Here is a 25,678-nt window from a genome sequence, read left to right on the forward strand (position 1 = left end):
CCAGGTCGCGGAGTGCGTAGTTCCCCGCCGGTGCAGAATCGGCGGTGTGGTTGCCCGAGGTTCGCTGGTTCTCGTCCCAGCGGGCCGGCGCAGCGGAGGGGCGGAGAATGAAGGGCGACGGTGCGCTCGGTCGCCGGGTCGTCATGCTTGTCGACAACGGTGTGCACGGCGACTCCCGGGTCCAGAAGGCGGCCCGGTCCGCGGCGGAGGCCGGCTGGGAGGTCATCCTGCTGGGCCGGTCGCCGGGCGGGCCGCCGCAGACCTGGCGGCTCGGCGGAGCCGAGGTCCGACTGCTGGCCGTACCCGACCCGCTGGCCCGGCGCCGGCACGAGTTCCGGCGGGCCTGGCTGCGCTGGCCGCTGGCGTACCCGCCGAACGGCATCGCCGCACACCGGCAGCAGACCGTCCGGGCCTGGCGGGCCGATCTCGCGGTGCGCGCGGCAAAGCTCGCCGCCGCCGACCCGGCCACGCCCCGGCTCGGTCTGCGCCGGCGCGTCCTGCGCGCCGAGGAGGTTGCCGCCCGGGTGGCGGCGAAATGGGTCTCGGGCCGGTACTGGATGCTCACCCAGGCCCGCCGCCGGCGCCGCCTCCGCAACCCGTGGGACCGGGCGTACACGATGTTCTGGCAGGCGGTGAAGGGCGACGGCGCGTGGCGGCGGCTGGACCCGAGCCTGTGGGACTACGAGCTGGCGTACGGGCCGGTCGTCGACGCGCTGCGCCCCGACCTGATCCACGCCAACGACTTCCGCATGCTCGGGGTGGCGGCCCGCGCCAAGATCCGTGCGGCCTCCGCGGGCCGCGAGATCAAGGTGGTCTGGGACGCGCACGAGTTCCTGCCCGGCGTGCGCCCCTGGCGGGACGACGCCCGCTGGCTGCCCGCCAACCGTGCCCACGAGCGGGAGTACGCGCCGTACGCCGACGCGGTGGTGACCGTCTCCCCGGCCCTCGCCGAGCTGCTGCGTGACGAGCACGGGCTCGCCGAGTCCCCGGAGGTCGTGCTCAACGCGCCGGCCGTCGGGACGGCGCCGCCGGACGGCGAGCCGGCACCGGATCTGCGGGCGCGTTGCGGGGTCGACGCGGACACGCCGCTGCTCGTCTACAGCGGGCTCGCCTCCCCGCAGCGGGGGCTGGACATCATGGTCGAGGCGCTGCCGCGGCTGCCCGGCCTGCACGCCGCGCTGGTGGTCAACAAGCCGGACGGCCCGTACGCCGCCGAGCTGCGGGCGCGGGCCGGCCGGCTGGGCGTCGCGGACCGGTTGCACATCCTGCCGTACGTGGCGCACTGGCAGGTGGTGCCGTTCCTGGCCGGCGCCGACGCGGGGGTCATCCCGATCCACCACTGGCCCAACCACGAGATCGCGCTGATCACCAAGTTCTTCGAGTATTCGCACGCCCGGCTGCCGCTTGTCGTCAGCGACGTGAAGACGATGGCCGGCACCGTCCGCTCGACCGGCCAGGGCGAGGTATTCCGGGCCCAGGACGTCGCCGACTACGTCCGAGCCGTGCGGGCGGTGCTCGGTGACCCGGCGCGGTACCGGGCCGCGTACGACCGCCCGGGCCTGCTGCAGAGCTGGACGTGGGAGGCGCAGGCCGAGGTCCTCGACGCGGTCTACCGCCGGCTGCTGCCGGGGGCCCCGTCCGCGCCCGGCCGGGACGGCGAGCCCAACGCGGGCGAGCCGCGGCCCGCGCTCGGGGTCGGCACGTGACCGCGCCCGACGTCACGGTGGTCACCGCCGTCTACAACACGATGCCCTACCTGACCCGGTGCCTGACCTCCGTGGTCGAGCAGACCATCGGGCGGGACCGGCTGGAGGTCATCGCGGTGGACGACGGGTCCACCGACGGCAGCGGCCGGGAGCTGGACCGGTTCGCCCGGCTCCACCCCGGCACCGTGAAGGTGGTGCACCAGGCCAACTCGGGCGGCCCGGCGGCCCCGAGCAACCGCGGGCTGGAGCTGGCCACCGGCCGCTACGTCTTCTTCATCGGCTCCGACGACTATCTGGGGCCGGAGGCGCTGGAGCGGTTGGTCGCCGCCGCCGACCGGTGGAACTCCGACGTGGTGCTGGGCCGCCTGGTCGGGGTGAACAGCCGCTACATCCACCAGGCCGTCTACGCCGAGACCACGGCCGACATCGACCTGTTCGACTCGGCCCTGCCCTGGTCGCTGTCGAACACGAAGCTGTTCCGGCGCGAACTGATCGAGCGGTACGGGCTGCGCTACCCGGAGGACATGCCGGTCGGCAGCGACCAGCCGTTCACGATCGAGGCGTGCGTCCGCGCCCGCCGGGTCTCGGTGCTCGCCGACTACGACTACTACTACGCGGTGCGCCGCCTCAACGCCCGCAACATCACCTACAAGAGCCGGCACCTGGAGCGGCTGCGCTGCGCCGAGGAGCTGGTCACGTTCGTGGCCGGGCTGATCGAGGCCGGCCCGAACCGGGACGCGGTGCTGCTGCGCCACTTCACCTGGGAGGTCGCCAAGCTGCTGGAGAACGACTTCCTGCAGCTGGAGCGCGACGTGCAGGACCGGGTGGTGGCCGGGGTGCGAGCCCTCGCCGAGGCGTACCTGACCGACCGTATCCGGGAGCGGCTGCCGATCGAGGCGCGGGTGCGGCTCGCCGCCGCCCGGTACGGCGACACCGACCACCTGCTCGCGGTGATCCGGCAGGACGCCGAGCTGGGCATCCCGCCGGCGGTGGTCGAGGGTTCCCGCTGGTACGCCGGCTATCCGGGCTTCCGGGACCCGCAGCTGCGCATCCCGGACACCTGGTACGAGATCACCGACACCGCCGCCGACTGGGCGGCCCGGCTGGACACCGTCTCGGCGGCCTTCGAGGGGACCCGGGCGCTGCTGGTGACCGCCCGCAGCCCCCGCCCGGACCTGCCGGAGCTGGCCTCGGACGTCCGGCTCGCCGTCGGTGACGTCACCGGCGACACCGTCTCGGTGGTTCCGGACGCCACGGGCACGACCGTACGGGCCCGGATACCGTTGGACCGGTTGCTGGAGGGCGCCGGCCCGGGCGGTGAGCTGCGCACCATCCAGGCGCACGTGGACGCGTTCGGTACGGTCGGCGTGGCCGCGCTGCGGGGCGCACGGCGGCCGGTGCCCCAGCGGGCGGTGCTTCGCCGGGGCGCCCGGCTGCACGTCCTGACCACCACCACCAACCACAAGGGCCAGCTCGTCATCGCCGTAGCACCTGTCACGCCGCGCCGGTTGATGGCCCGCCTGCGGCGCAGGCTTCCACTAGGAGGAAAGTAGTAGTCATGAACATCTGCGTCGTAGCCCTCGGGAAGATCGGGCTGCCGCTGGCCGTCCAGTTCGCGACGAAGGGGCACCGGGTGATCGGTGCCGACGTGTCCGAGCGGGTCGTCAACCTCGTCAACGACGGCGCGGTGCCGTTCCCCGGCGAGGCCGACCTGGACGTCAAGCTCAAGGAGGTCGTCGCCGCCGGTCTGCTGTCGGCCACCACCGACACCGCCGCCGCGGTCGCCGAGTCCGAGGCCGTCGTGGTCGTCGTACCGCTCTTCGTCGACGCCGAGGGCGTGCCGGACTTCGGGTGGATGGACGACGCGACCCGGGCGATCGCCCGCGGTCTCAAGCCGGGCACCCTGGTCAGCTACGAGACCACGCTGCCGGTGGGCACCACCCGCAACCGCTGGGCGCCGATGCTCGCGGAGGGCAGCGGCCTGACCGCCGGCAAGGACTTCCACCTGGTCTTCAGCCCGGAGCGGGTGCTCACCGGCCGGGTCTTCGCCGACCTGCGCCGCTACCCGAAGCTCGTCGGCGGCATCGACGAGGCCTCGGCCGCGCACGGCGTCGAGTTCTACCAGGCGGTGCTCGACTTCGACGAGCGGTCCGACCTGCCCCGGCCGAACGGCGTGTGGGACCTGGGCTCCGCCGAGGCGTCGGAGATGGCGAAGCTGGCCGAGACCACCTATCGGGACGTGAACATCGGCCTGGCGAACCAGTTCGCCCGGTTCGCCGACAGCGTCGGCGTGGACGTCCTCAAGGTCATCGAGGCGTGCAACAGCCAGCCGTACAGCCACATCCACAACCCGGGCATCGCCGTCGGCGGGCACTGCATCCCGATCTACCCGCGGATGTACCTGTGGAACGACCCGGCCGCCACGGTCGTCCGTTCCGCCCGCGAGGCGAACGCGGCGATGCCGCAGTACGCCGTCGACCTGCTCGCCGCCGCGTACGGCGACCTGGCCGGCGTCGAGGTGCTGGTGCTGGGCGCCAGCTACCGGGGCGGGGTCAAGGAGACCGCGTTCTCCGGTGTCTTCCCGACCGTCGAGGCGCTGCGCGCCCGGGGCGCCGAGCCGTACGTGTCGGACCCCATGTACACCTCCGAGGAACTGGCCGCGCACGGCCTGCCGCCGTACGAGGGCCAGGAGGTCACCGCCGCGGTGATCCAGGCGGACCACGCCGAGTACCGCAGCCTCGGCGCGAGCGACCTGCCGTCGGTGCGCGTGCTCGTCGACGGCCGGCGCGTCACCGACCCGGCCCGCTGGGCGGACGTGCGTCGGGTCGTCATCGGCGGCTGACCGGTCCCGCTGACGCGCGACGGGCCCCGACCGCAACGGTCGGGGCCCGTCGTCGTGGTGTCGCCGTCAGCCCTGGCCGAGCCCCGGCGGCGGGTTGTCCACGTCGCGGGAGACGACCTCGCCCTTGGCGTCGACCCAGCCCCGGGGACGGGCCGGGTTCCCGACCACCAGCTGGTACGGCTTGACGTCCTTGGTGACCACCGACCCCGCGGCGATCATCGCGTACTCGCCGACCTCGATCCCGCAGACCAGGGTCGCGTTCGCGCCGATGGACGCGCCCCGGCGCACAAGCGTCGGGGTGATCGTCCAGTCCGGGTTCTGGGCGCGCGGCCGGAAGTCGTTCGTGAAGACCGCGCAGGGGCCCACGAAGACCTCGTCCTCGAGCGTCACGCCCTGGTACACCGACACGTTGTTCTGGATCTTCACCAGGTCACCGACGGTCACCCCGGCGTCGACGTACACGTTTCGGCCGATGACGCAGCCCGCACCCACCTTCGCGGTGGACCGCACGTGGGCCAGGTGCCAGACCTTCGTGCCGTCGCCGATCTGGGCGCCGGACTCGACGTCGGCGGTGGGGTGGACGAAGACCGGCGGCCGGTCGGTGTGGTCAGTCATGTCAACTCGCATCGGGTGAGGATCGCGGCGTACGTCGGACGGCCCAGCATATCGATCCGCTCAGGCGAGGATCGCCGCGACCGCGTCGGCGACCGGCACGTCCACCGGCAGGGCCGTCGCGGTCACCACGGCGCTGACCGGCAGCGGCCCGTACAGGTGCGGGAAGAGCCGGCCGCCGCGGGACGGCTCCCAGCGCAGCCGCCCGCCGAGCCGCTCCGGGTCGACGGTCAGCAGGGTCAGGCCGGTCGCACCGGCGAAGTGCCGCCGGGCGGTCTCGACCACCTGGTCCGGCCCGGAGAGGTGGAGGTACCCGTCCTGGTGGTCCAGGGCCGTGCCGGTGAAGTGGCCGGCGGCGAGCGCGTCGTCCCACTCGGTGGTGGCGAGCAGCTTGTAGATCACTCCCGCAGCCTACGACCTGGTAGTCGGCCGACCGGCCCTCCCGTCGTTCGCGAGCGTCTGTCACCATTCGTGGTCGGCGACGGAGAGGATTGGGGGCCCCGGGTGCGCATCCTGCTGGTCGAGGACGACCGCCGGGTGGCTGCTGCGCTCTCCGCCGCTCTCACCCGGCGCGGGTACGAGGTCGAGCACGCGGCCACCGTCGCCGCCGCTCTCTCCGCCGCGCCCTGCGACCTGGTGCTGCTGGACCTCACCCTGCCCGACGGGGACGGCACCGACCTGTGCCGGGAGCTGCGGCGGCGCAGCAGCCAGCTGGGGATCATCGCGGTGACCGCCCGGGGCGAGGAGCGGGATCGGGTGCAGGGCCTTCGGCTCGGCGCCGACGACTACGTGGTCAAGCCGTTCTCGATGGTCGAGCTGCAGGCCCGGATCGAGGCCGTGCTGCGCCGCGCCGCCCAGGCCGCCCCGGAGCGCAGCGTGATCGAGGTGGGTGTGGTCCGGGTCGACGTGGCGGCCCGGACCGTGCACGTCGACGGCCGGGAGGTGACGCTGACCCGCAAGGAGTTCGACGTGCTGCTCTCCCTGGCCCGGCAGCCGGGCGTGGCGGTGCCCCGCGACCGGATTCTGCTCGACGCCTGGGGCACCACCTGGGCCGACCGGCACACCGTCGAGGTGCACGTGGGCTCCCTACGCGGCAAGCTGGGCGATCCCCGCCTGGTGGAGACCGTGCGCGGGGTCGGCTACCGGCTGCGCGGCGGGTGAGGCGGGGATGCGACGCCGCCTCGTGATCAGTTACCTGCTGCTGATGGTGCTGGTCCTGTTCGCCCTGGAGACTCCGCTGGCGGCGACGCTGGCCAGCCGGGAGACCGAGCGGGTCCGGGCCGACCGGCTCGCCGACGCCACCCGCTTCGCGTCGCTGGCCGGCCCGGCCCTGCGCGGCGGCACCCCCGGCCCGATCAACAGCGAACTGGAGAGCTACGACGAGCTGTTCGGCATCGGCGCGGCCGTTGTCGACCGGGACCGGCGGACCGTCGTGTCGTCGGCGAGCTGGCGCGCCGCCCCGGGCACCCGGACCGCCGTCGACGTGGCCCTGTCCGGCCAGCAGGCCAGCGGCCCCGAGTCGGTCCTGCCGTGGGTGGACGGGCCGATCGTGGTCGCGGTGCCGATCAACGACGGCGGCGAGGTGCTCGGCGCGGTGGTCACCACCACCCCCGCCGACCGGGTCCGGCGTACCGTCACCACCTGGTGGCTGGTGCTCGCCGGTACCGGCCTGCTCGCGGTGCTGGCCTGCGTGCTCACCGCGTTCGGGTTGGCCGGATGGGTCCTGCGCCCGGTCACCGAGCTGGACGCGGTCACCCACGAGATCGCCGAGGGGGACCGGGGCGCCCGGGTGCAGCACCGGCTCGGCCCGCCCGAGCTGCGCCGGCTCGCGGAGAGCTTCAACCACATGGCCGACGCCGTCTCGGACGTGATGGACCGGCAGCGCGCGTTCGTCGCGCACGCCAGTCACCAGCTCCGCAACCCGCTGACCGCGCTGCGGCTGCGGGTGGAGGAGCTGGGGCCGAGCCTCGGCGACCCGCAGGGCCGCGCCGAGCACCAGCTCGCCCTGGAGGAGACCGACCGGTTGGCGCTCGTCCTGGACGCCCTGCTCACCCTGGCGAGGGCCGAGCGCACGGACAACCTGCGGGTCACGGTGGACGCGGCGGCGATCGCCGCCAACCGGGTCGCGGCGTGGACGCCGCTCGCCCGCCGCCGCTCGGTCACGCTGCGCCTCGACACCTGCCGGCGACCGGCGTACGCGCGGACCGTGCCCACCGCCGTCGACCAGGCGCTCGACGCGCTCATCGACAACGCGGTGAAGTTCAGCGGCGCCGGCGGCGAGGTCACCGTGCAGGTCCGGCGGGCCGACGACGGGACCACCCTGGAGGTACGCGACACCGGGCCCGGCATGACCGCCAGCCAGCTCGACCAGGCGACCGAGCGGTTCTGGCGGGCACCGGAGGTGCAGAACGTCGACGGCGCGGGGCTCGGCCTGACCATCGTCGCCGTTTTGGTGGACGCCTCCGACGGGCGGCTCACCATGCGTCCGAACCCGCCGCGCGGCCTCACCGCCCAGCTGTGGTTCCCCGCGCCCACCGAGCCCCCGCCCGGGCGTTAACAGGGGACCCTTCACCTACCGCAGGCGTTAAGAAGGGGCCCTTCCTTACGGTTTCGTCTCCCGGTACCAGGCGGCGGCACCGGGGTGCAGCGGCAGGGGAGTGGTGGTGATCGCCGAGCGGGGGCTCATCCGGCCGGCCGCCGGGTGCGCCGAGGCCAACTCCTCGCGGCGCTCCATGAGCAGCCGGGTCACCTCGCGTACCAGCCGCTGCGGCAGGTCGGCGCGGACGATCAGGAAGTTCGGGTTGGCGACGGTGGTCACCGGATCCACCCCGTACACCGAACGGGGGATGTCCCGGGACACGTAGAACCCGGGGTGGCGCGCGCGCAGCGGCTCGGTCCAGGCGCCCAGGTCGACCATCCGGACGTGCCGGTCCGAGGCCAGCGCCGCGACCGCACCGACCGGCAGCCCGCCGGAGAAGAAGAACGCGTCGACCCGGCCCTCGCGCAACGCGGCGACCGAGTCGTCCAGACCCAGCCGCTCCCGGCGTACGCCGTCGCCGCCGAGCCGGGCGACGTCGAGCAGGCGGGACACGGTGATCTCGGTGCCCGATCCGGGGGCGCCCACCGACACCCGCCGGCCCCGCAGGTCGGCGAGCGTCCGCACACCGCTGGCGGCGGTGGTGACGAGGTGCAGCAGATCGTCGTACACGCGGGCGACGGCGGCCACCGCCGGGTCGGCACCCGGGCCGGCGGGCAGCACGTCGGCCTGCGTGAAGCCGAGCTCGGCCGCGCCGGAGCCGACGAGCCGCACGTTCTCCGCCGACGCGGGCGTGACCACCACGCTGGCGCGGACGTTCGGCAGTTCCCGGTTGAGGATCGTGGCCAGGGACTGGCCGAAGGCGTGGTACACGGCCGTCGGACTGCCGGTCGCGATCCGGATCTGCACCGGCGGGCCGGCGTCCTTCCGGCACCCGGCCAGGCCCGGCAGCACGGCCGTCAGGAGCAGCGCCAGCAGCGCCGCGGCAGGTCGGCGGCCTCGGGTTCGGTTCACGGGCTGCACTCTGCGCCGTGCGGGTGGCCCACCGCAAGCCCGGCCGGCCTCCGGAGCCGGTGCTCAGCCCCGCGTCACTCCGCGTCGCGGGGCGGGTCCAGCTCGGCGGCCTCCAGGATCCGGTCCCGGTCCGGCCCGTGCGCCACGCTCACCAGGAAGCATCCGGTGCCGGGACGCAGCGCCGCCGGCACGCCCAGCAGGGCGGCGCCCCGGACCAGGACCGCCGCCAGTTCCCGGTCGGTGAGGCGTACCCCCAGGATGTGCCGGCGCACGTGCCGGCCACCGGCCAGCAGCGCGGCCCGCCAGGCGCCGGCGGCCAGCCGGGGCCGCCACACCCGGCGCGGGGTCGACGAGCCCGGCGCCGGAGCGCCGAGCAGTTCGCGGCGGCCCTGCCGCCAGCCGGTCTCCAGCATGGTGGCGTACGCCGGGCGCCGCGCCGCGGGCACGGTCACCCGGTGCAGCTCGTAGCGGCGGCGCAGGCCGCCGACGGCCCGCTCGTGCGTGACCGGTACGTCGAGCCGCTCGAGCAGCTGGCGCATCCGCCGCGCCGCGTCCTCCCGGTTGAACTCCACGATCCCGGGCCGGTACGCGGGCGCGGCGCGGCGTTGACCGGCCGCCGCCGGCGGGGTCACGCAGCGCAGGAGACACGCGGCCTCGAACGTGTCGGCCAGGGTCAGCCAGTCCAGCGGTGGCGGGGCCGACGGCTGCCGGGGCCGGTCGAGCAGGATCGGTTCCACCTGGAGGGCTCCTTCACGGCGTCGGGTTCCCCTACCGTGGCGGCTGACCCCCGCTCGCGGAACCGATCCGGCCGAGCCTTGAGGAAATCTTGCGGGTGCCCACCGTCACAGCTCGGTGACCACGACGTCGAGCTGCCGGGGCCGGCCGGCCGGGGCGGGCTGCTCCTCGACGGTGTACTTGAGGTCCCGCAGCGCCGTGACGATCCCGTCGGCGGTGCGCGGCCGGGCGCCGGCGGTCAGCAGGTCGCGGACCAGCCGCCCCTTGGTCGCCTTGTTGAAGTGGCTCACCACCGACCGGACGGGCGCCCCGTCGACCTCCCGTTCGTGCAGCACCCGGACGGTGACCGTCCGCGCCGCCGCCGCGCCCCGCGGGGCCCACGTCGCCGCGTACGCGCCGGAGCGCAGGTCCAGCACCGGCCCGTCGCCCGCCGCCCCGGCCATCGCTGGTGCCAGCGCCCGCCGCCAGAACGCCGACAGCGCCCCCGGGCCGGGCAGCCGGGCCCCGATCGGGCAGCGGTACGGCGGGATCCGGTCGGTGAGCCGGACCGCGCCCCACAGACCGGAGCTGATCAGCACCGACCGCCGGGCGGCCCGCAGCGCGGCGGGCGGCAGGGTGGCGACGTCCAGGGCCTCGTACAGCACGCCGGTGTAGAGCCGCTCGGCCGGTGCCGTCGCCGCCACCCGCAGGCGGGCGTTGCGGCGCAGCTCGCCGCGCTGCCCCGGGCTCAGGCCGAGCCCGGCGAGTGCCGCCTCCTCGTCGCCGGCGCCGGAGAGCGCGACAAGCGCCGCCAGCACCTCCTCGCGGGCCGCCGTCAGCTCCGGCAGCGACAGCCGGGCCAGGTCCAGCCGCCGGCCGGTGCCGGCGTCGGCCTTGCCCTCGGAGGGCGGCAGCAGGATGAGCATCGGTGCACCTCTCGATCGGCCCGGCGACCGTCAGCGTACGACCCGGCCCTACCGCCAGGGCCGCACCGGTGTCTCCGGGTGGTACACGCGATACCCGCCGGCGTCGACGACGAGCGCCGCGTCGGCCCGGTCCCCCAGCATGCGGCGCAGCCGCCGCTCCAGCGTCGAGCCCGCCTCCACCACGTAGCCCGGGCGCGCGGCCGCCTCCACCCGGTCCCAGTACGCCGGGTAGCGGTTCTGCCCGGGGGTGAACCAGTCGTCGAGCACCCCGCACACCACCTCCTCCGCCGTGTTGAAGACCAGGCGGTTGCAGGTCCAGTAGTCCCCGTACACCGCGTAGGGGCCGGCCGACCGCAGCGCGTCGGCGAGTTCCCGCGCGGCCCGCTCCTCGGTCCGCGAGGCCGCGCTGCCGGCGGTCGCGAACAGCACCGTCACGACCAGCATGGTCGCGGCGAGGGCGGCGAGCACCGCCGTGGCGACCGCGCCGGCCAGCCGGGCGGGCAGCCCGGCCGCCCCCCGCCAGGCGGCCGCCGCCGACCGCCACAGCGGCCACAGCACCGCCGGCAGGGACAGCTGCAGCACCGCGAGGTAGCGGGCGTTGCCCAGCGGGTCGGTGGCGGCGAGCGGGCTGCGCGCGTACGACAGCAGGGTCAACGCCGCGCCGGCGACCAGCGCCAGGTGCACGACCGGGGTGACCCGCGCGGCGCGGCCGGCAGCCCGGCGGTACGCGACCACCGCGACCACGGCGGCGACCACCAGCAGCACGGGGTAGAGCAGCCCGAGCCACTCCTGCCAGCGGGCGCACCCGTCGACCGGGCAGAGCCCGGTGGCCAGCGGTACGCCCTCCAGCACCGCGCCGGAGACCCGCTGCGCCAGCGGGGGCGGTGGCCCCGCCTTGGTGCTGATCTCGCGGAGCACCGACAGCGAGTCCTCGCCGGCCGGGGCGACCAGGTTGTCCTGGATCATCGGGGCCACGCCGAGCGTGAATCCGGCCGCCAGCAGGGCGCCCGCCCAGCCGAGCAGCTCCCGCCGCGCCGCCCAGATCAGCGCGAGGGCGGCGACCCCCAGGTACGGCAGGATCAGCCAGTCGGACCAGACGGCGATCCCGGCGAGCAGGCCGAACAGGCCCACGGCGAGCCGGCGGTGCCGGATCGTGTCGCGGGCCAGGCCCACGACCACCAGCAGCATCACCAGCACCGCGACCTTGACCTCGGGGCGCCCGCCCACCACGGTCAGCTGGTCGCGCACCACCCGCTCGGAGCCGAGCGCCAGCAGGCCGACGACCAGGGTGGCGAACCAGGGCGAGCCGATCCGGCGGGTCAGCCGGTGGATCAGCCAGAGGAAGAGCGCGTACAGGGCCAGCAGCGGCAGCCGCAGCACCGGCCAGCTCGGCCCGGCGAGCGCGACCAGGGGCGCGGCGAGGTACGACTCGAGCATGCCCATGTAGCGCTGCCCGTACAGGAAGACCGGCCATTCCCGGCCGGCGGCGATGTGCAGGGCGGCGAGTCCGAACGTCGCCTCGTCGCTGTTGGAGACCGGGATCGTCCGCAGCGTGAGGACCAGCCGGTACCCGACGCCGGCCAGCCCGAGGACCAGCGCGACGAGCGCCGGCCGGTCCAGCTGCGGGCGCCACCACGCGCGGTGCGGCACAGGTTGCGACACGACCAACGCCCCCGTCGTCGTCCCGTCCGGAGTCTGTCACGCGACGCCGCCGCGCCGGGCCGGTTCGGCGGAGACGGGGTGGCTGCTCGCGTGGCCGGAGTCGACGGGCTGTGGCAGGGTTGCAGCGTGCCACCGACTCCCGCCGGCCAGCTGGCCGTACCCCAACTGCACCGGGCCGCGCGGATCGAGGACGCCGTCCACAACCTGGTCGAACGCCGGCTGCGGCGGACCGGCTGGCGGACGAACATCGTCGCCTACGCCGGTTACGGCCGGCCCGGTTGGGTACGCGTGATGTGCCGGGTGCTGCTGGGGCGGCCGGACACCCGGCAGCGGGGCCGGCTGGAGAAGGTCCGGGGCTGGCGCAGCTTCACCACCCTTCCGGCGAAGTACGTGACCGTGACCATCGAGTCGGGCGGAGTGCGGCAGGAGGTGCAGACCGACCGCAGCGGCTTCATCGACACGGTGGTGGCGGCCGACCTGCCGCCGGGCTGGGGCTCGGTGCGGATCAGCCTGCCGGAGGCGGAGCCGGTCGAGGCGCCGGTGCGGATCCTCGACCCGCAGGTGCGCTTCGGGATCCTCTCCGACATCGACGACACCGTGATGGTCACCGCGCTGCCCCGGCCCCTGCTCGCGGCCTGGAACACGTTCGTCCTCGACGAGCACGCCCGCGCGGCGGTGCCCGGGATGGCGGTGCTCTACGAGCGGCTGGTGACCGCGCACCCCGGCGCGCCGGTCTTCTACCTGTCCACCGGCGCCTGGAACGTCGCGCCGACGCTCACCCGTTTCCTGTCCCGGCATCTCTATCCGGCCGGGCCGCTGCTGCTCACCGACTGGGGCCCGACGGCCGACCGCTGGTTCCGCAGCGGCCGGGAGCACAAGCGCGCCACCCTGGCCCGGCTGGCGAAGGAGTTTCCCGAGGTCAAGTGGCTGCTGGTCGGTGACGACGGCCAGCACGACCAGGAGATCTACCGCGAGTTCGCCGCCGCGCACCCGGAGAACGTCGCCGGGGTGGCGATCCGGCGGCTGTCGCCCACGCAGTCGGTGCTCGCCGGCAGTCTGCCGCATCCGGCGGGCGCGTCGTCGAGCGGCCCGGTGGGGCAGAAGTGGCTCTCCGCGCCGGACGGCGCCGGCCTGTGGACGCTGCTGCGCGAGGCCGGGCTGGTCTGACGCCGGTCGCGCCGGTCCGGGCGGCCCGGCCGGGCGGTTGGTGAAGGATACTTGCGCAATCGCTCGATAGCGATGAATATCTTCTTCATGGCCAGAGACTTTCGTCGATCCTTTTCGAGTCTGCTGCTGGTGAGCGTGCTGGCTCTCGGCGCGGGCGTCGCCACCTCCCGGCCGGTCGCACCGGACGCCGTGCCGGCCGCCGCGCAGGCGGCCTGCGCGACCGACCCGGCGACCCCGAAACGCCAGTTCCGTGCCATGTGGCTGGCCAGCGTCGCCAACATCGACTGGCCGAGCCGCACCGGGCTCACCCCGGCCGCCCAGCAGGCCGAGTACCGGTCCTGGCTCGACCTGGCCCGGCAACGCCGGATGAACGCCGTCGTCGTGCAGATCCGCCCCACCGCGGACGCGTTCTGGCCGTCGACCTACGAGCCGTGGTCACAGTGGCTCACCGGCACCCAGGGTCGCGATCCCGGGTACGACCCGCTGGCCTTCCTGGTGGCCGAGGCGCACGCACGGAACCTGGAGTTCCACGCCTGGTACAACCCGTACCGGGTGGCCAACCACACCGACCTCACGCGGCTGGCCGCCGGCCACCCGGCCCGGAAGAACCCGGGCTGGACCGTCGCCTACGGCGGCAAGCTGTACTACAACCCCGGCATTCCCGCGGTCCGCGCGTTCGTGCAGGACGCGATGATGGACGCCGTCCGGCGCTACGACATCGACGGCGTGCACTGGGACGACTACTTCTACCCGTACCCGGTCAGCGGGGTGCCCTTCCCCGACCAGGCCACCTTCGCCCAGTACGGCGCGGGATTCGGCGACATCGCCGACTGGCGGCGCAACAACGTCAACCTGCTGGTGCGGGAGATGGGCGACCGGATCCGGGCGGCGAAGCCCTGGGTGAAGTTCGGCATCAGCCCGTTCGGCATCTGGCGCAACGCCGGCACCGACCCGCTTGGCTCACGCACCACCGGCCTCCAGTCGTACGACGCCATCTACGCCGACACGCGCCGCTGGGTGAAGCAGGGATGGATCGACTACATCGCCCCCCAGATCTACTGGCACATCGGCTTCGCCACCGCCGACTACGGTGAGCTGGTCCGCTGGTGGTCCGAGACGGTCGCCGGCACAGACGTCCAACTCCTCGTCGGGCAGGCCACCTACCGGGCCGGCGCGTCCGGGCAGGACGCCGCCTGGCAGGACCCGGCCGAGCTGAGCGACCACCTGACCGTCAACCGGGGGCATCCGCGGGTCGTCGGCGACATCCACTTCAGCGCCAAGGACGTGCGCGCCGACCGGATCGGCGCGGTCAGCCGGCTCGCCGCCGACCACTACAGCCGCCCCGCGCTGGTGCCCGTCGCCGCCGGCCTGGGCGGCGCGGCTCCCGCCGCACCGAACCTCACCTCCGCCGTCCGGGGCAGCGGCGGCGTGACGCTGACCTGGCAGCGCGGCACCACCGGCAGCACCACGGCGTACGCCGTGCACCGGTTGCCCGGCGACGGTGGCGTCGACCCCTGCGACCTGGCCGACGCCCGGTACCTGCTCGGCACGGTCCGCGCCTCCGGCGCCACCGGAACATTCACCGACGCCACCGCCACGGCGAGCGGGACCTACCGTTACCTGGTGACCGCGCTGGACCGGCTGCACCACGAGAGTCCGGCCAGCAACGTGCGGGTGGTCACCGGCACCGGTACCCCGTTCAGCGTGATCGTGGACAACGCCTCCGGAGCGTTCACCGCCGGCAGCGCCTGGGGCACGTCGTCGTACTCCGCGCAGCGTCACGGCGCCGACTACCGGTACGCGAACCCGCAGGCGGTCAGCGACCCGGCCTGGTTCCGGGCCACCCTGCCGGCGACCGGCAGCTACCGGGTCGAGGTGTGGTACCCGGCCGACGCCGGCTACAACAGCGCCACGCCGTACCTGGTGGTGACCAGCGGGGGCACGGTCAGCGTGACGGTGGACCAGCGGACCGGCGGTGGCCAGTGGCGGGTGCTGGGCACCTATCAGCTCGCGGCGGGGGAGCGGCAGGTGGTCGGGGTGAGCCGGTGGACGAGCGCCACCGGGTACGTCATCGCCGACGCGGTACGCATCACCCGGCTCTGAGCCCGCCGGCGCCCCTTCGCGGGCGGGAAACGTGCCGCGGGGCGCGGGCGGGTCCGACGGAATGTCGAGCCCGGCCCGCGTCCCCCGCGGTTTCCCCGGTCGCTGCCGCTGTCCGGCCTACCTGGTCTGGCCGCTGTCCTCGGCCGACGGTCCGGTCAGGCAGCCCGCCGGGCTCGGATCGTCGACCATGACCGGTGCGGCCGCCCCGGCCTTGCCGCTGCCGTTCCCGGCCTTGCCGCTGCCGGCGGCGTCCCCGGCCGCGCCCGCCTCGTCACCAGCGCCCGTATCGTCGCCGGCCTCCGCACCGGCGCCTGCGTCATCGCCGGCTCCGGCCCCGTCGCCTGCCTCGTTGCCGGCTCCGGCTTCTTCACCGGCGCCCGCCTCGTCGGCGGCGCCCGCCTCATCGGCGGCCTCGCGGGCCTGCCGGATCTCCTGGACGAGCGCCCGGATCTCCTGGATCAGCGCCCGCACCTCGGCGAGCTGGGCCGCGACCTGGTCCGCCACCGCGTCCTGACCCGCCCCGGCGTCCTGGCCGGCCTCCTCGTTCTGGCCGGCCTCCTCGTCCTGGCCCGCGTTCCCGCCGGCGTCCTCGTCCTGACCTGCCCCGGCGTCCTGGCCGGCGTCCGCGTCCGCACCGGCTCCGGCATCTGTGTCCTGACCGGCCCCGGCGTCGGCGTCCTCGTCCTGACCGGCGTCGGCGTCCTGCCCGGCCTGGCCCGCGACCTCGACGAGTTGAGCGATCTGCTGGATCAGGTTGCCGATCTCGGCCACGATCGCCGCGGCCTTCGCCGCCCCACCACCGGGGGCCGCCGCGTTCCCCGGTACCTCCGCGTCCTCGCCTGCGGCCGTGCTGTCAGCCGCCCGCTGCTGGGCCCGCTCGCGTGCCTGGTCGACGATGCCGCCGATCGAATCGACCGTGCCGCCCACCTGCTGCACCCGGGCGGCGGTCACCCTCGGGTCGTCGATCCGGCCGGCGCGCTCGGCGCGCATCCGTTCGGTGGCCGCCCAGGCGTCGGTCAGCCGGGCCGCCACGGCGACGTCCCACGGCACCTCCGGGCAGACCGCACCGGCGACCTCCACCCGCGCGGTGCAACCGGCCGCCGCGCGGCGCTGCTGGAGCAGGTCGACGACCGCCTGCCGGTTCGTGATCCGTGCCGCCGAGTTGGCGTCGGGGTTCTGCCGCTGGCCGGCGATGAAGGTGAGGTTGTTGCGCAGGGCGGTGTCCAGGCCCTGGCAGTTCTCCGCCGCCTGGCCGACGCCGGTCGCCACCGCGAACGCGGCCCCGGTCGTCACCGCGATCGCGGCGATGCCGGCGATCTTCCGCTGCCGCGGTGTCACCGTCGTCCTGCTGCTCGTGCGTCTCGTGTACGCCATCGAAGCTCCCTCCGCCCGTGTCCGTCAGGGGTGGCCGGCATCCGGTCAGCGGTACGGGCACCCAACGCCCGCCGGTTCAGCTCGACTCAGCGGAACGACCAGAAGTTCGACGGAGAGTGATCGGGTGAGGCGGCCGACGACACTGAGGGTGATGTCCGGAAGCGGGGATTCGGGTATGAGCAGTATTCCTGAGAGGCATGAATATTCCTCTCAGGCATATCGCCTCTGCCGGATGTCGTCTCGCCGGCGCGGCACTCCGAGGGTCGGGTCAGGCTCCCGGGCGAAGCCAGAGGACGCCGAGTGGAGGCACCCGCAGCGCCGCTGACGCCGGCATCCCGTGCCAGGGGACGTCGTCGGCGCGTACCTGCCCGAGGTTGCCCACGCCCGACCCGCCGTAGTGTCCGGCGTCGGTGTTGAGCACCTCCGTCCACGTCCCACCGGCCGGCAGGCCGACCCGGTAGCCCTCCAGCGGCAGCGCGGAGAAGTTCGCCACGCAGACAAGCGTCCCGCCGTCCGGGGCGATCCGGATGAACGAGACGGTGTTGTTGGCGACGTCGTCCCCGGCGATCCAGCGGAAGCCGGCCGGGTCGGTGTCCTGCGCCCACAGCGCCGGGGTCTGCCGGTAGACCCGGTTGAGGTCGCCGACCAGCCGCTGCACCCCGGCGCGGGCCGGGTCGTGCAGCAGGTACCAGTCGAGGCCGCGCTCCTCGCTCCACTCCCGGTCGTCGGCCAGCTCGCAGCCCATGAAGAGCAGTTGCTTGCCCGGGTGCGCCCACATGTACGCCAGCAGCGCCCGGACGTTCGCGATCCGCTGCCAGGTGTCACCGGGCATCTTCCCGGTCAGCGAGCCCTTGCCGTGCACCACTTCGTCGTGGCTGATCGGCAGCACGTAGTTCTCGCTCCAGGCGTATGCCAGGGAGAACGTGAGCTGGTGGTGGTGATGCTGCCGGTAGATCGGGTCCTTCGAGGTGTAGAGCAGGGTGTCGTGCATCCAGCCCATGTTCCACTTGAAGCCGAAGCCGAGCCCGCCGCTGTCGGTCGACCGGGTGACGCCCGGCCAGGCGGTCGACTCCTCGGCGATCATCACCACGCCGGGGTGGTGCCGGTAGACCGTCGCGTTCGCCTCCTGCATGAACGCGATGGCCTCCAGGTTCTCCCGGCCGCCGTGCTGGTTGGGCACCCACTGGCCCTCGTCCCGCGAGTAGTCCAGGTAGAGCATCGAGGCCACCGCGTCGACCCGCAGGCCGTCGACGTGGAACTCCTCGCACCAGTACAGCGCGTTGGCCACCAGGAAGTTGCGTACCTCCCGACGGCCGAAGTCGAAGACGTACGTGCCCCAGTCGGGGTGCTCGCCGCGGCGCGGGTCGGGGTGCTCGTACAGCGGGGTGCCGTCGAAGCGGCCCAACGCCCACTCGTCCTTCGGGAAGTGCGCCGGCACCCAGTCGAGGATCACGCCGATCCCGGCCCGGTGCAGCGTGTCGACCAGGTACCGGAAGTCGTCCGGGTCGCCGAACCGGGACGTGGGCGCGAAGTAGCCGGTGACCTGATAGCCCCACGAGCCGCCGAACGGGTGCTCCATCACCGGCAGGAACTCCACGTGCGTGAAGCCCAGCTCCGTCACGTACGCGGTCAACTGCTCGGCCAGCTCCCGGTAGCCGAGGCCGGGCCGCCACGAGCCGAGGTGCACCTCGTACACGCTCATCGGTTCCTGGTGCGGCCGCCGCCTCGCCCGCGCGGACAGCCAGTCGGCGTCGCCCCACTCGTACCTCGAATGGTGGACCACCGACGCGGTGGCCGGCGGCATCTCCGCGTACGCGGCCAGCGGGTCGGCCTTGTCCCGCCAGTGCCCGTCCGGCCCGAGGATCCGGTACTTGTAGCGGGCGCCGACCCCGACTCCCGGGACGAAGACCTCCCACACGCCGCTGCCGCCGAGCGAGCGCATCGGCCAGCCGTCGTCCGGCGCCCAGCCGGTGAAGTCGCCGACCACCCGGACGCCGCGCGCGTTCGGCGCCCACACGGTGAACGCCACGCCCTCGTCGAACACCCGCGCCCCGAGCACCTCCCACAGCCGCTCGTGCCGGCCCTCACCGATCAGGTGCAGGTCCAGCTCGCCAAGCGTCGGCGGGTAGCGGTACGGGTCGTCGTGCGGCTGCCCGTCGACCTCGACCCGGTAGTCGAGCACCTCACCCGGGACGACCGCCTCGAAGACCCCGCCGTCGTGCACCCGCTTCATCGGGTGCCGCTCGCCGTCGACGAGCACCGCGACGTCGCCGGCGCCGCGGCGCAGCGCCCGGATCGTGGTGCGCCCGCCGGCCGGGTGGGCGCCGAGCACCGCGTGCGGGTCATGGGTCTGACCGGCGATCAGCTGGTCCATCGGGCGTCGTCCTTACGCGTGGGGGCGGTGCCGCCGGACAGGTCCTCGGGCACGCTCTCGACGGTCAGGTGGGCGGGCACGGTCGCCGGCGCCGCGTCCGGCGCGGGCGGCACCGGACGGCGCACGGTGAACACGTGCGCCGGTTGCAGGTACGGGTCGAGCCGCACCGCGTTGCGCTGCCCCCAGTCGTAGCTGGTGCCGGTCAGCTCGTCGTGCACGGTGAACCGTTCGTGCCAGTCGAAGCCCAGCGCCGGCATGTCGAGCGTGGTGTTGCCCCACTGCACGGTGCGGGAGTCGAAGGAGCAGACGACTATCACCGTGTTGCCGGTGTCCGCGTCGCGCTTGGACCAGCAGAGCAGCGCCGGGTTGTCGATGTCGTGGAAGACCAGGTTGCGCAACTGGTGCAGGGCCGGGTTGTCCCGCCGGACCCGGTTGAGCGTGCCGAGGAACGGGGCCAGCGAGCGGCCCTGCGCCTGGGCGTCGGCCCAGTCCCGGGGGCGCAACTCGTACTTCTCGTTGTCCAGGTACTCCTCCGCGCCGGGGCGGGCGACGTGCTCGAACAGCTCGTAGCCGGCGTAGACACCCCAGGAGGGGGAGAGCAACGCGGCCAGCACCGCCCGGATCTTGAACATCGGCGGGCCGCCGTGCTGGAGCGACTCGTGCAGGATGTCGGGCGTGTTCGGCCAGAAGTTCGGCCGCATGTAGTCGGCCGCCGCGACCAGCTCCGCGCAGTACTCCCGCATCTCGGCGGCCGAGGTCCGCCACGTGAAGTACGTGTACGACTGGGTGAAGCCGATCTTGCCGAGCCCGTGCATCATCGCCGGCCGGGTGAACGCCTCGGCGAGGAAGAGCACGTCCGGGTCGACCTTCTTGACCTCGGCGATCAGCCAGTGCCAGAAGTCCACCGGCTTGGTGTGCGGGTTGTCCACCCGGAAGATCCGCACACCCTCGCCGACCCAGTGCAGCACCACCCGCAGCACCTCGGCCCGGATGCCCTCCGGGTCGTTGTCGAAGTTCAACGGGTAGATGTCCTGGTACTTCTTCGGCGGGTTCTCCGCGTAGGCGATCGAGCCGTCGGCCCGGGTGGTGAACCACTCCGGGTGCTCGGTGACCCACGGGTGGTCCGGCGCGCACTGCAACGCGAGGTCCATCGCCACTTCGAGGCCCGCCCCGGCAGCGGCGGCGACGAAGTCGCGGAAGTCCGCCGGCGTACCCAGATCGGGGTGGATGGCGTCGTGGCCGCCCTCGGCGGCGCCGATGGCCCACGGCGAACCCACGTCGTCGGGCCCGGCGACCAGCGTGTTGTTGCGGCCCTTGCGGTTGACCCGGCCGATCGGGTGGATGGGCGGCAAATAGAGCACGTCGAAGCCCATCGCGGCGACGCCCGGCAGCCGTTCGGCGGCGGTGGCGAACGTGCCGGAGCGGGCCGGCGCGTCGGCCGTGGCGGGGATCGCCCCCTCCGAGCGGGGGAAGAACTCGTACCAGGCGGAGAACAGCGCCCGCTTGCGATCCACCCACAGCCGGTACCCGTCGCCGGTGGTGACCAGCTCGCGGACCGGGTGCTCCCACAACAGGTCGGCCAGCTCCAGCGCGGGGCCGACCCGGTGGGTCAGCTCCCGGGACCCGTCGCGCAGGGCGGCCGTCGCGGTCGCCACCCGCTCGCCGTCCGCGGCGGGCACCAGCTCAGCGGCGGCGGTCAGCACGCGTACGCCCTCGGCCAGGTCGTTGGCGAGGTCCTCCGGGCCCTGACCGGCGGCGATCTTCTTCGTCACCGCGTTCCGCCAGGTCAGGTACGGGTCGGAGAACGCCTCGACGGTGAAGGTCCACTCGCCGATCGCATCCGGCCGGATCGTGGCGTGCCAGCGGTCCTGGCCGGGCTCACCCGGGTGCATCCGGGTGAACGGACGGGCGCGCCCGTCCGGCCCGAGCCAGACCACGTTGCAGCCCAGCGCGTCGTGCCCCTCGCGATAGGCGCGGGCCGACACCGGGACCAGCTCACCGACGACCGCCTTGGCCGGGTAGCGACCGCACGAGACGACGGGGGAGACGTCTTCGATGGGGAAGCGACCAGTCACCGCTTCAACCTACTGCGGAAGATCGCCTCGCGCGCGGCCAAGCGCGACCCGGTCCAGGCCCACGCTTGCCGCAAGATCGTGCTGTATGTGCGATCGAGTGGCATCCGAGCCGTACGAGGCCACTACCTCGCACGTACAGCATGATCTTCGTCTCGCATGGCCCGTACGTTCACCTCACCACGGTCAGCCGCCAGCCCTGTGCCCGTTCCCGTTCCCGCCAGAAGTCCCGGTACCGGCCCGGTTGGTCGATCAGGTCGGCGTGCCTGCCGCGTTGAACGATCCGGCCGCCGTCGAGGACCAGGATCTGATCGGCCGAGGCCACGGTGTGCAGCCGGTGCGCGACCACGAGCAGCGTCCGCTGTTCGGCCAGTCCACGGATAGCGGCGGTGACCGCGGCTTCGTTGTGCGGATCGAGTGCCGCGGTGGCCTCGTCGAGCAGCACGATCGGCGCCCGCTTGACCAGTGCCCGCGCGATCGAGACCCGTTGGCGCTCACCACCGGAGAGGCTGACACCGCCCTCCCCGACACGCGTGTGCCAGCCGTCAGGTAGACGGTCGACGATCTCGTCGACGTGCGCGAGGCGGGCCGCCTCGCGGATCTCCGCCGCGGTGGCGTCGGGCCTGCCGAGCCGGATGTTGGCCTCGATGGTGTCGTCGAACAGGTACACGTCCTGGAACACCATGGCCAACTGGTCCGCCAGCGCCTCGGTGGTCAGCTCCCGTACGTCTGTGCCGCCGACCCGGACCGTGCCCGTGTCGACGTCCCAGAAGCGCGCCACCAGGCGCAGGATCGTCGTCTTTCCCGAGCCCGACGGCCCGACGATCGCGGTCAAGGTGCCCGGCCGTGCCGCGAAGCTGACGTCCCGCAGCACCGGAGCATCGCCGTAGCCGAAGGTGACGCCGTCGAAGCACACCTCACCCGGCCGGTCGGCGCGGGTGGTGTGGCCCTCGGGCAGGGGCCGTACGGCGAGCACCTCGTCGATGCGGTCGACGTCCTCGGACGCCATCCGCAGCGCAGCCGCGTGATCGACGACTTCGATGAGCGGACCGACGAACCGCGTCACCAGTACGAGCAGCACGATCAGCTCGGCCGGATCGAGCGAACCGCCCAGCGCCAGCGTCACGCCGATGGCGATCAGCGCGACGAACGCGGCCTGCACCGCGGTGGAGAAGGCGATCAGGGCGGTCACCGCGTTGCGGCTCATCTCGCCGTACGCGCGGCGCTGCCCGACGAGGGCGTCGTCGAGCAGGCGGTTGTCCTCGCCGATCCGGCCGAACGCCCGCAACACGGGCTGGCGCTGCGCGAACTCCACCACCCGGCTGGCCGACTCGACCGCGGCGCTGTCGATCGCGGCGAAACTGCGGGCGATGGCTGCCTGGGACCAGTTGTGCGTGGCGAGCAGCAGCAGCCCGACGATGATCAGCGCAGTCGCGAGCCGCCAGTCGAACACGACCATGCCCACGGCGACCACGGCGGGGGTCACCGCCGCACTGACCACCGGCTGCATGAGGTGGGCCGGTACGCCGATGATGTTCGCCGTGCCCTGGGACATGGAGTGCGTCAGCCGACCGTGCCGGCCGGTGCCGAACCAGCCCAGCGGCAGCCGCGCAAGATGATCGCCGACGCGGTGATGCAGCCCGAGCAGCAGGTCATCGGCGATCTGCTGACCGTGCAGGGCCTGCGCGTAGAATGCCGCACAGGTCGCGGCCGTGACCGCGGCGAGTACGACCAGCCACGGCACGGCGGCTTCGCGGTCACCGTTCAGCAGCGGTCGCAACACGGGGACCACGAGCAGGACGCAGGTGCCCTGCAACACCGAGAAGGCGACAAGCAACCCGACCCACCGGATGAACCGGGGCCGGTCGGCACGGTCGACCATTCCGAACAATTTGCGGATCATGCCGGTTCCTCCGATGCGACCGTCTGGGCTGCCCACATCCGGGCGTAGGCGCCGCCGGCCGCGACCAGCTCGTCGTGCCGGCCGCACTCGACGATCCGGCCGCCGGAGAGGACCACGATGCGGTCCGCGCCGCGGATCGTGTGCAGCCGGTGGGCGATCACCAGCAGCGTCCGGCCGGAGATCAGGCGGGACAGCGAGTCCTGCACCGCCGCCTCGGACTCCGGATCGGCGAAGGCCGTCGCCTCGTCGAGCACCAGAACAGGGGTGTCGGCCAGGATCGCCCGGGCGATCGAGACCCGTTGTGCCTCGCCGCCGGACAGGTGCGCGTCCTCGCCCACCACGCTGTCGTAGCCACGCGGCAGCGCCGTGATGCGATCGTGGATCTGCGCCGCCCGCGCTGCCGCCTCGACCTGTGCGAAGGTAGCGTCAGGACGGCCCAGGGCGATGTTGTCGCGGACGCTGGTGCGCAACAGCGACGTCTCCTGGAAGACGAATCCGATGTGCCGGTACAGCTCCCGCTCGGGCAGCTCCCGTACGTCGACGCCGCCGATGCGAACGGCGCCCTCGTCGACGTCCCAGAACCGTGGCAACAGGCGGGCCAGCGTCGACTTGCCCGACCCGGACGGACCGACAAGCGCGGTCACCGTGCCGGGCTCCAGCGCGAGGTCGATGCCGTCCAGCACGGTGGCGCGACCGTCGTAGCAGAAACGTACGCCGTCGAGTTCGACGCGCGCACCGACCGGGTGCCGCGGCTCCGCGGCGACCGGCAGCTCGGGGGTCGCCAGCAGCTCGGCCACCCGGCCCGCGGCGTCGGTCGCCACCTGCATCGCCTGGGCGCCGAAGCCGAGCGCCAGCACCGGCGCCCCCAGCCCGACCGCCAACATGACGAACGCGACCACCTCGGCAGGGTCGGCGTCCAGCCACACACCGCCGCCGAGCGCCGCGAGCAGCAGCACCGGCGGCGAGATGATCAAAGAGGCGAGCGAGTCCAGGTGGCGCATCGGGCCCGCCCACTCACTGAGGAAGCGCGCGAGATCGTCGCCGGCGTGGCGGTAGCGATCCTGGGCGCGTCCCACCTGGCCGAAGGCCTTGACGACTGCGATGCCGTCGACGAATTCGACGACGGCCGCGTTGACCTTGTCCAGTTCGGCGCTCCAGCGTGCCGTACGCGCGTCCTCATCCCGCATCATGTAGGCCACCAGGCCGAACCACACCACAAGCGGACCGAGGCAGATCACGGCCAGCCGCCAGTCGAGCCAGAACAGGTAGCCCAGCGTGACAAGAGGAGTGACGACCGCGGCCACCAGATCGTTGACCACGTGCGCCACCGCGTGGTGCACGGCGGTGACGTCATCGGAAAGGACGCGCTTCACCTGACCGGAACTGCGCCGCGTGAACCAGCCAAGCGGCACCCGGCTCAGTCGCTCAGCCGTGTCGCGCCGGATCTGCAGGCCGACGTCGGCGTCGGCGACATGGCTGATGGTGTACGCGCTCGTGGCGCATGCCGTGCGTACCACGAAACCCACGGCCGCCACCGCCACCCAGAGCCACACCTCGCCGCGGTCCACCGCGTTACCACCGAGGAACTCGCGTGCGATCTCCACCACCGCGATGTACGGCGCCAGCCCGGCCAGGGCCCCGATCAGCTGCAGCGCGGCGGCCACCGCCAGTCGCGTCCGCACGGGAGCGAGCACGACGCTCAGCCCGCTTCGCTGTGCCTTCCGCTCCGGCCGGGTCGGCCGTGTCACCGCCGGATCCTGAACCGCTGCGCCCACCGCGCCCCCCGGGACCGTCAATTAGATCGCTGTTCTAATTCGTAGCCTACCGGTCCGGGGCCGAGCGGGAGTGCCCGCGTGCGGCATCCGCAGGCTGGACAATTCGTACGCGGTCACGAGCGGCCTCGAGCCGTACCCACCGGGGGTCAGCTCGGCGCGGGCCGGGCGTCCTCGATCTCGCGCAACCGTGCCTCGAGCCCGCCCAGGACGCGGTCGAGGGTGTACCGGCAGTAGTCCCGCCGGGCCGCCGCCCGTTCGGTGACGTCCCCGGTGAAGCGGGCCACCATCACCCGCATCCGCGCGGCGCCGGAACCGACCGACGGCTGCGACTCGATCAGCTGCCCAAGGCCGGCGAGACCGGCACCGGTGGCACCGAGGTCCTGGTCGCCGAGCGCGATCGCCCCCAGGCAGGCGTTGAACGCGAACGAGTAGGCGATGGCGGCCTCCTCGCCCCACCCGGCGTCCAGCATCCGGGTCACGCCGGCGTCGAGCAGGGGCAGCAACTGCTCGGTCTGCGGGCCGTTGCGCAGCAGCCAGGCGGCAACGCCGGGATAGACCACCAGATGTTCGATCATGGCCGACAACACAGTGCGCAGCAGGGTCCGCCAGTCGGATCCGTCGATCACCAGGTCCATCTCCGTGAAGATCCGGTCGACAACGGAGGCGCACACCCGCTCCCGGTCGCCGACGTGGTGGTAGATCACCGACAGCGAGGTGTCCAGGTGCGAGGTGAGGTCCCGCATGCTCCAGCCGTCCAGCCCACGCTCGGCGGTCAGGGCCAGGGCCGCGTCGATGACGAGCTCGCGCGACAGCCCTCTTCGATAGGCACGCCTGGAACTCTGCGACATCACACAAGCCTTGCTTCCGGCGGATCACGATCGGGGTGGTGTTAAGGGGT

General features: G+C 73.5%; 19 protein-coding genes. 7 read left to right on the top strand and 12 right to left on the bottom strand.

All coding sequences use genetic code 11. The features are described from left to right. Positions 1-143 precede the first annotated feature (143 nt). The 3 genes from ABTW87_RS22325 to ABTW87_RS22335 are packed head-to-tail and all read left to right on the top strand — an operon-like array spanning position 144 to position 4,548. Positions 144-1,706, top strand: coding sequence for a glycosyltransferase family 4 protein (locus tag ABTW87_RS22325; protein WP_350652928.1), 1,563 nt, complete (start codon positions 144-146; stop codon positions 1,704-1,706). After that, positions 1,703-3,259, top strand: coding sequence for a glycosyltransferase family 2 protein (locus tag ABTW87_RS22330; RefSeq protein WP_350652879.1), 1,557 nt, complete (start codon positions 1,703-1,705; stop codon positions 3,257-3,259). The genes ABTW87_RS22325 and ABTW87_RS22330 overlap by 4 nt, the downstream gene beginning before the upstream one ends. A 5-nt stretch (positions 3,260-3,264) precedes the next feature. Continuing rightward, positions 3,265-4,548 (top strand): nucleotide sugar dehydrogenase, encoded by a 1,284-nt coding sequence (locus ABTW87_RS22335; RefSeq protein ID WP_350652880.1) that lies wholly within the window; start codon positions 3,265-3,267, stop codon positions 4,546-4,548. A gap of 66 nt (positions 4,549-4,614) precedes the next feature. On the opposite strand, the gene ABTW87_RS22340 is transcribed toward ABTW87_RS22335, so the two are convergent. Together ABTW87_RS22340 and ABTW87_RS22345 are read right to left on the bottom strand one after the other, a co-directional pair. Beyond that, positions 4,615-5,163 (bottom strand): acyltransferase, encoded by a 549-nt coding sequence (locus tag ABTW87_RS22340; RefSeq protein WP_350652881.1) that lies wholly within the window; start codon positions 5,161-5,163, stop codon positions 4,615-4,617. A gap of 60 nt (positions 5,164-5,223) precedes the next feature. After that, positions 5,224-5,562 carry a DUF952 domain-containing protein gene (locus tag ABTW87_RS22345; RefSeq protein ID WP_350652882.1) on the bottom strand — a complete coding sequence of 113 codons (339 nt, stop codon included), beginning with the start codon at positions 5,560-5,562 and terminating at the stop codon, positions 5,224-5,226. 102 nt (positions 5,563-5,664) lie between these two features. On the opposite strand from ABTW87_RS22345, the gene ABTW87_RS22350 reads away from it, so the two are divergent. Together ABTW87_RS22350 and ABTW87_RS22355 are read left to right on the top strand one after the other, a co-directional pair. Then, positions 5,665-6,321 (top strand): response regulator transcription factor, encoded by a 657-nt coding sequence (locus ABTW87_RS22350; RefSeq protein WP_350652883.1) that lies wholly within the window; start codon positions 5,665-5,667, stop codon positions 6,319-6,321. 7 nt (positions 6,322-6,328) lie between these two features. After that, complete coding sequence (locus tag ABTW87_RS22355) at positions 6,329-7,717, top strand: sensor histidine kinase (RefSeq protein ID WP_350652884.1); 1,389 nt, start codon at positions 6,329-6,331, stop codon at positions 7,715-7,717. Between the two features lie 45 nt (positions 7,718-7,762). Here the strand turns inward: ABTW87_RS22355 and ABTW87_RS22360 are convergent, their stop codons facing one another. From ABTW87_RS22360 to ABTW87_RS22375, 4 genes are all read right to left on the bottom strand, one after another. Beyond that, positions 7,763-8,719, bottom strand: a complete 957-nt coding sequence (locus tag ABTW87_RS22360; RefSeq protein WP_350652885.1) for a TAXI family TRAP transporter solute-binding subunit — start codon at positions 8,717-8,719, stop codon at positions 7,763-7,765. 65 nt (positions 8,720-8,784) lie between these two features. Continuing rightward, complete coding sequence (locus tag ABTW87_RS22365) at positions 8,785-9,447, bottom strand: hypothetical protein (RefSeq protein WP_350652886.1); 663 nt, start codon at positions 9,445-9,447, stop codon at positions 8,785-8,787. Between the two features lie 105 nt (positions 9,448-9,552). Continuing rightward, entirely contained in the window at positions 9,553-10,350 is a 798-nt protein-coding gene (yaaA, locus tag ABTW87_RS22370) for a peroxide stress protein YaaA (RefSeq protein ID WP_350652887.1), read from the bottom strand. Positions 10,351-10,398: 48 nt separating this feature from the next. After that, positions 10,399-12,012: a glycosyltransferase family protein gene (locus tag ABTW87_RS22375; protein ID WP_350652888.1), complete on the bottom strand. Its 1,614-nt coding sequence runs from the start codon at positions 12,010-12,012 to the stop codon at positions 10,399-10,401. A 126-nt stretch (positions 12,013-12,138) separates the two neighbouring features. Between ABTW87_RS22375 and ABTW87_RS22380 the strand changes: the two genes are divergently transcribed. Both ABTW87_RS22380 and ABTW87_RS22385 read left to right on the top strand, forming a co-directional pair. Next, positions 12,139-13,179, top strand: a complete 1,041-nt coding sequence (locus ABTW87_RS22380; protein ID WP_350652929.1) for an App1 family protein phosphatidate phosphatase — start codon at positions 12,139-12,141, stop codon at positions 13,177-13,179. A 129-nt stretch (positions 13,180-13,308) separates the two neighbouring features. Next, entirely contained in the window at positions 13,309-15,282 is a 1,974-nt protein-coding gene (locus tag ABTW87_RS22385) for a family 10 glycosylhydrolase (protein ID WP_502891630.1), read from the top strand. Positions 15,283-15,399: 117 nt separating this feature from the next. On the opposite strand, the gene ABTW87_RS22390 is transcribed toward ABTW87_RS22385, so the two are convergent. The 6 genes from ABTW87_RS22390 to ABTW87_RS22415 all read right to left on the bottom strand — a co-directional run bounded on the left by ABTW87_RS22390 (position 15,400) and on the right by ABTW87_RS22415 (position 25,628). Then, positions 15,400-16,656 (bottom strand): hypothetical protein, encoded by a 1,257-nt coding sequence (locus ABTW87_RS22390; protein ID WP_350652889.1) that lies wholly within the window; start codon positions 16,654-16,656, stop codon positions 15,400-15,402. 268 nt (positions 16,657-16,924) lie between these two features. Beyond that, positions 16,925-19,030, bottom strand: coding sequence for a 1,4-alpha-glucan branching protein GlgB (gene glgB / locus ABTW87_RS22395; RefSeq protein WP_350652890.1), 2,106 nt, complete (start codon positions 19,028-19,030; stop codon positions 16,925-16,927). Beyond that, positions 19,018-21,105 carry an alpha-1,4-glucan--maltose-1-phosphate maltosyltransferase gene (locus ABTW87_RS22400; protein WP_350652891.1) on the bottom strand — a complete coding sequence of 696 codons (2,088 nt, stop codon included), beginning with the start codon at positions 21,103-21,105 and terminating at the stop codon, positions 19,018-19,020. The genes glgB and ABTW87_RS22400 overlap by 13 nt, the downstream gene beginning before the upstream one ends. A gap of 169 nt (positions 21,106-21,274) precedes the next feature. Next, entirely contained in the window at positions 21,275-23,005 is a 1,731-nt protein-coding gene (locus ABTW87_RS22405; protein ID WP_350652892.1) for an ABC transporter ATP-binding protein, read from the bottom strand. Continuing rightward, positions 23,002-24,753, bottom strand: coding sequence for an ABC transporter ATP-binding protein (locus ABTW87_RS22410; protein ID WP_350652893.1), 1,752 nt, complete (start codon positions 24,751-24,753; stop codon positions 23,002-23,004). The genes ABTW87_RS22405 and ABTW87_RS22410 overlap by 4 nt, the downstream gene beginning before the upstream one ends. 173 nt (positions 24,754-24,926) lie before the next feature. Continuing rightward, entirely contained in the window at positions 24,927-25,628 is a 702-nt protein-coding gene (locus ABTW87_RS22415; protein WP_350652894.1) for a TetR/AcrR family transcriptional regulator, read from the bottom strand. Between the last annotated feature and the right edge of the window lie 50 nt (positions 25,629-25,678).

The sequence above is a fragment of the Micromonospora sp. NPDC126480 genome (assembly GCF_040302465.1).
GTDB lineage: Bacteria > Actinomycetota > Actinomycetes > Mycobacteriales > Micromonosporaceae > Micromonospora.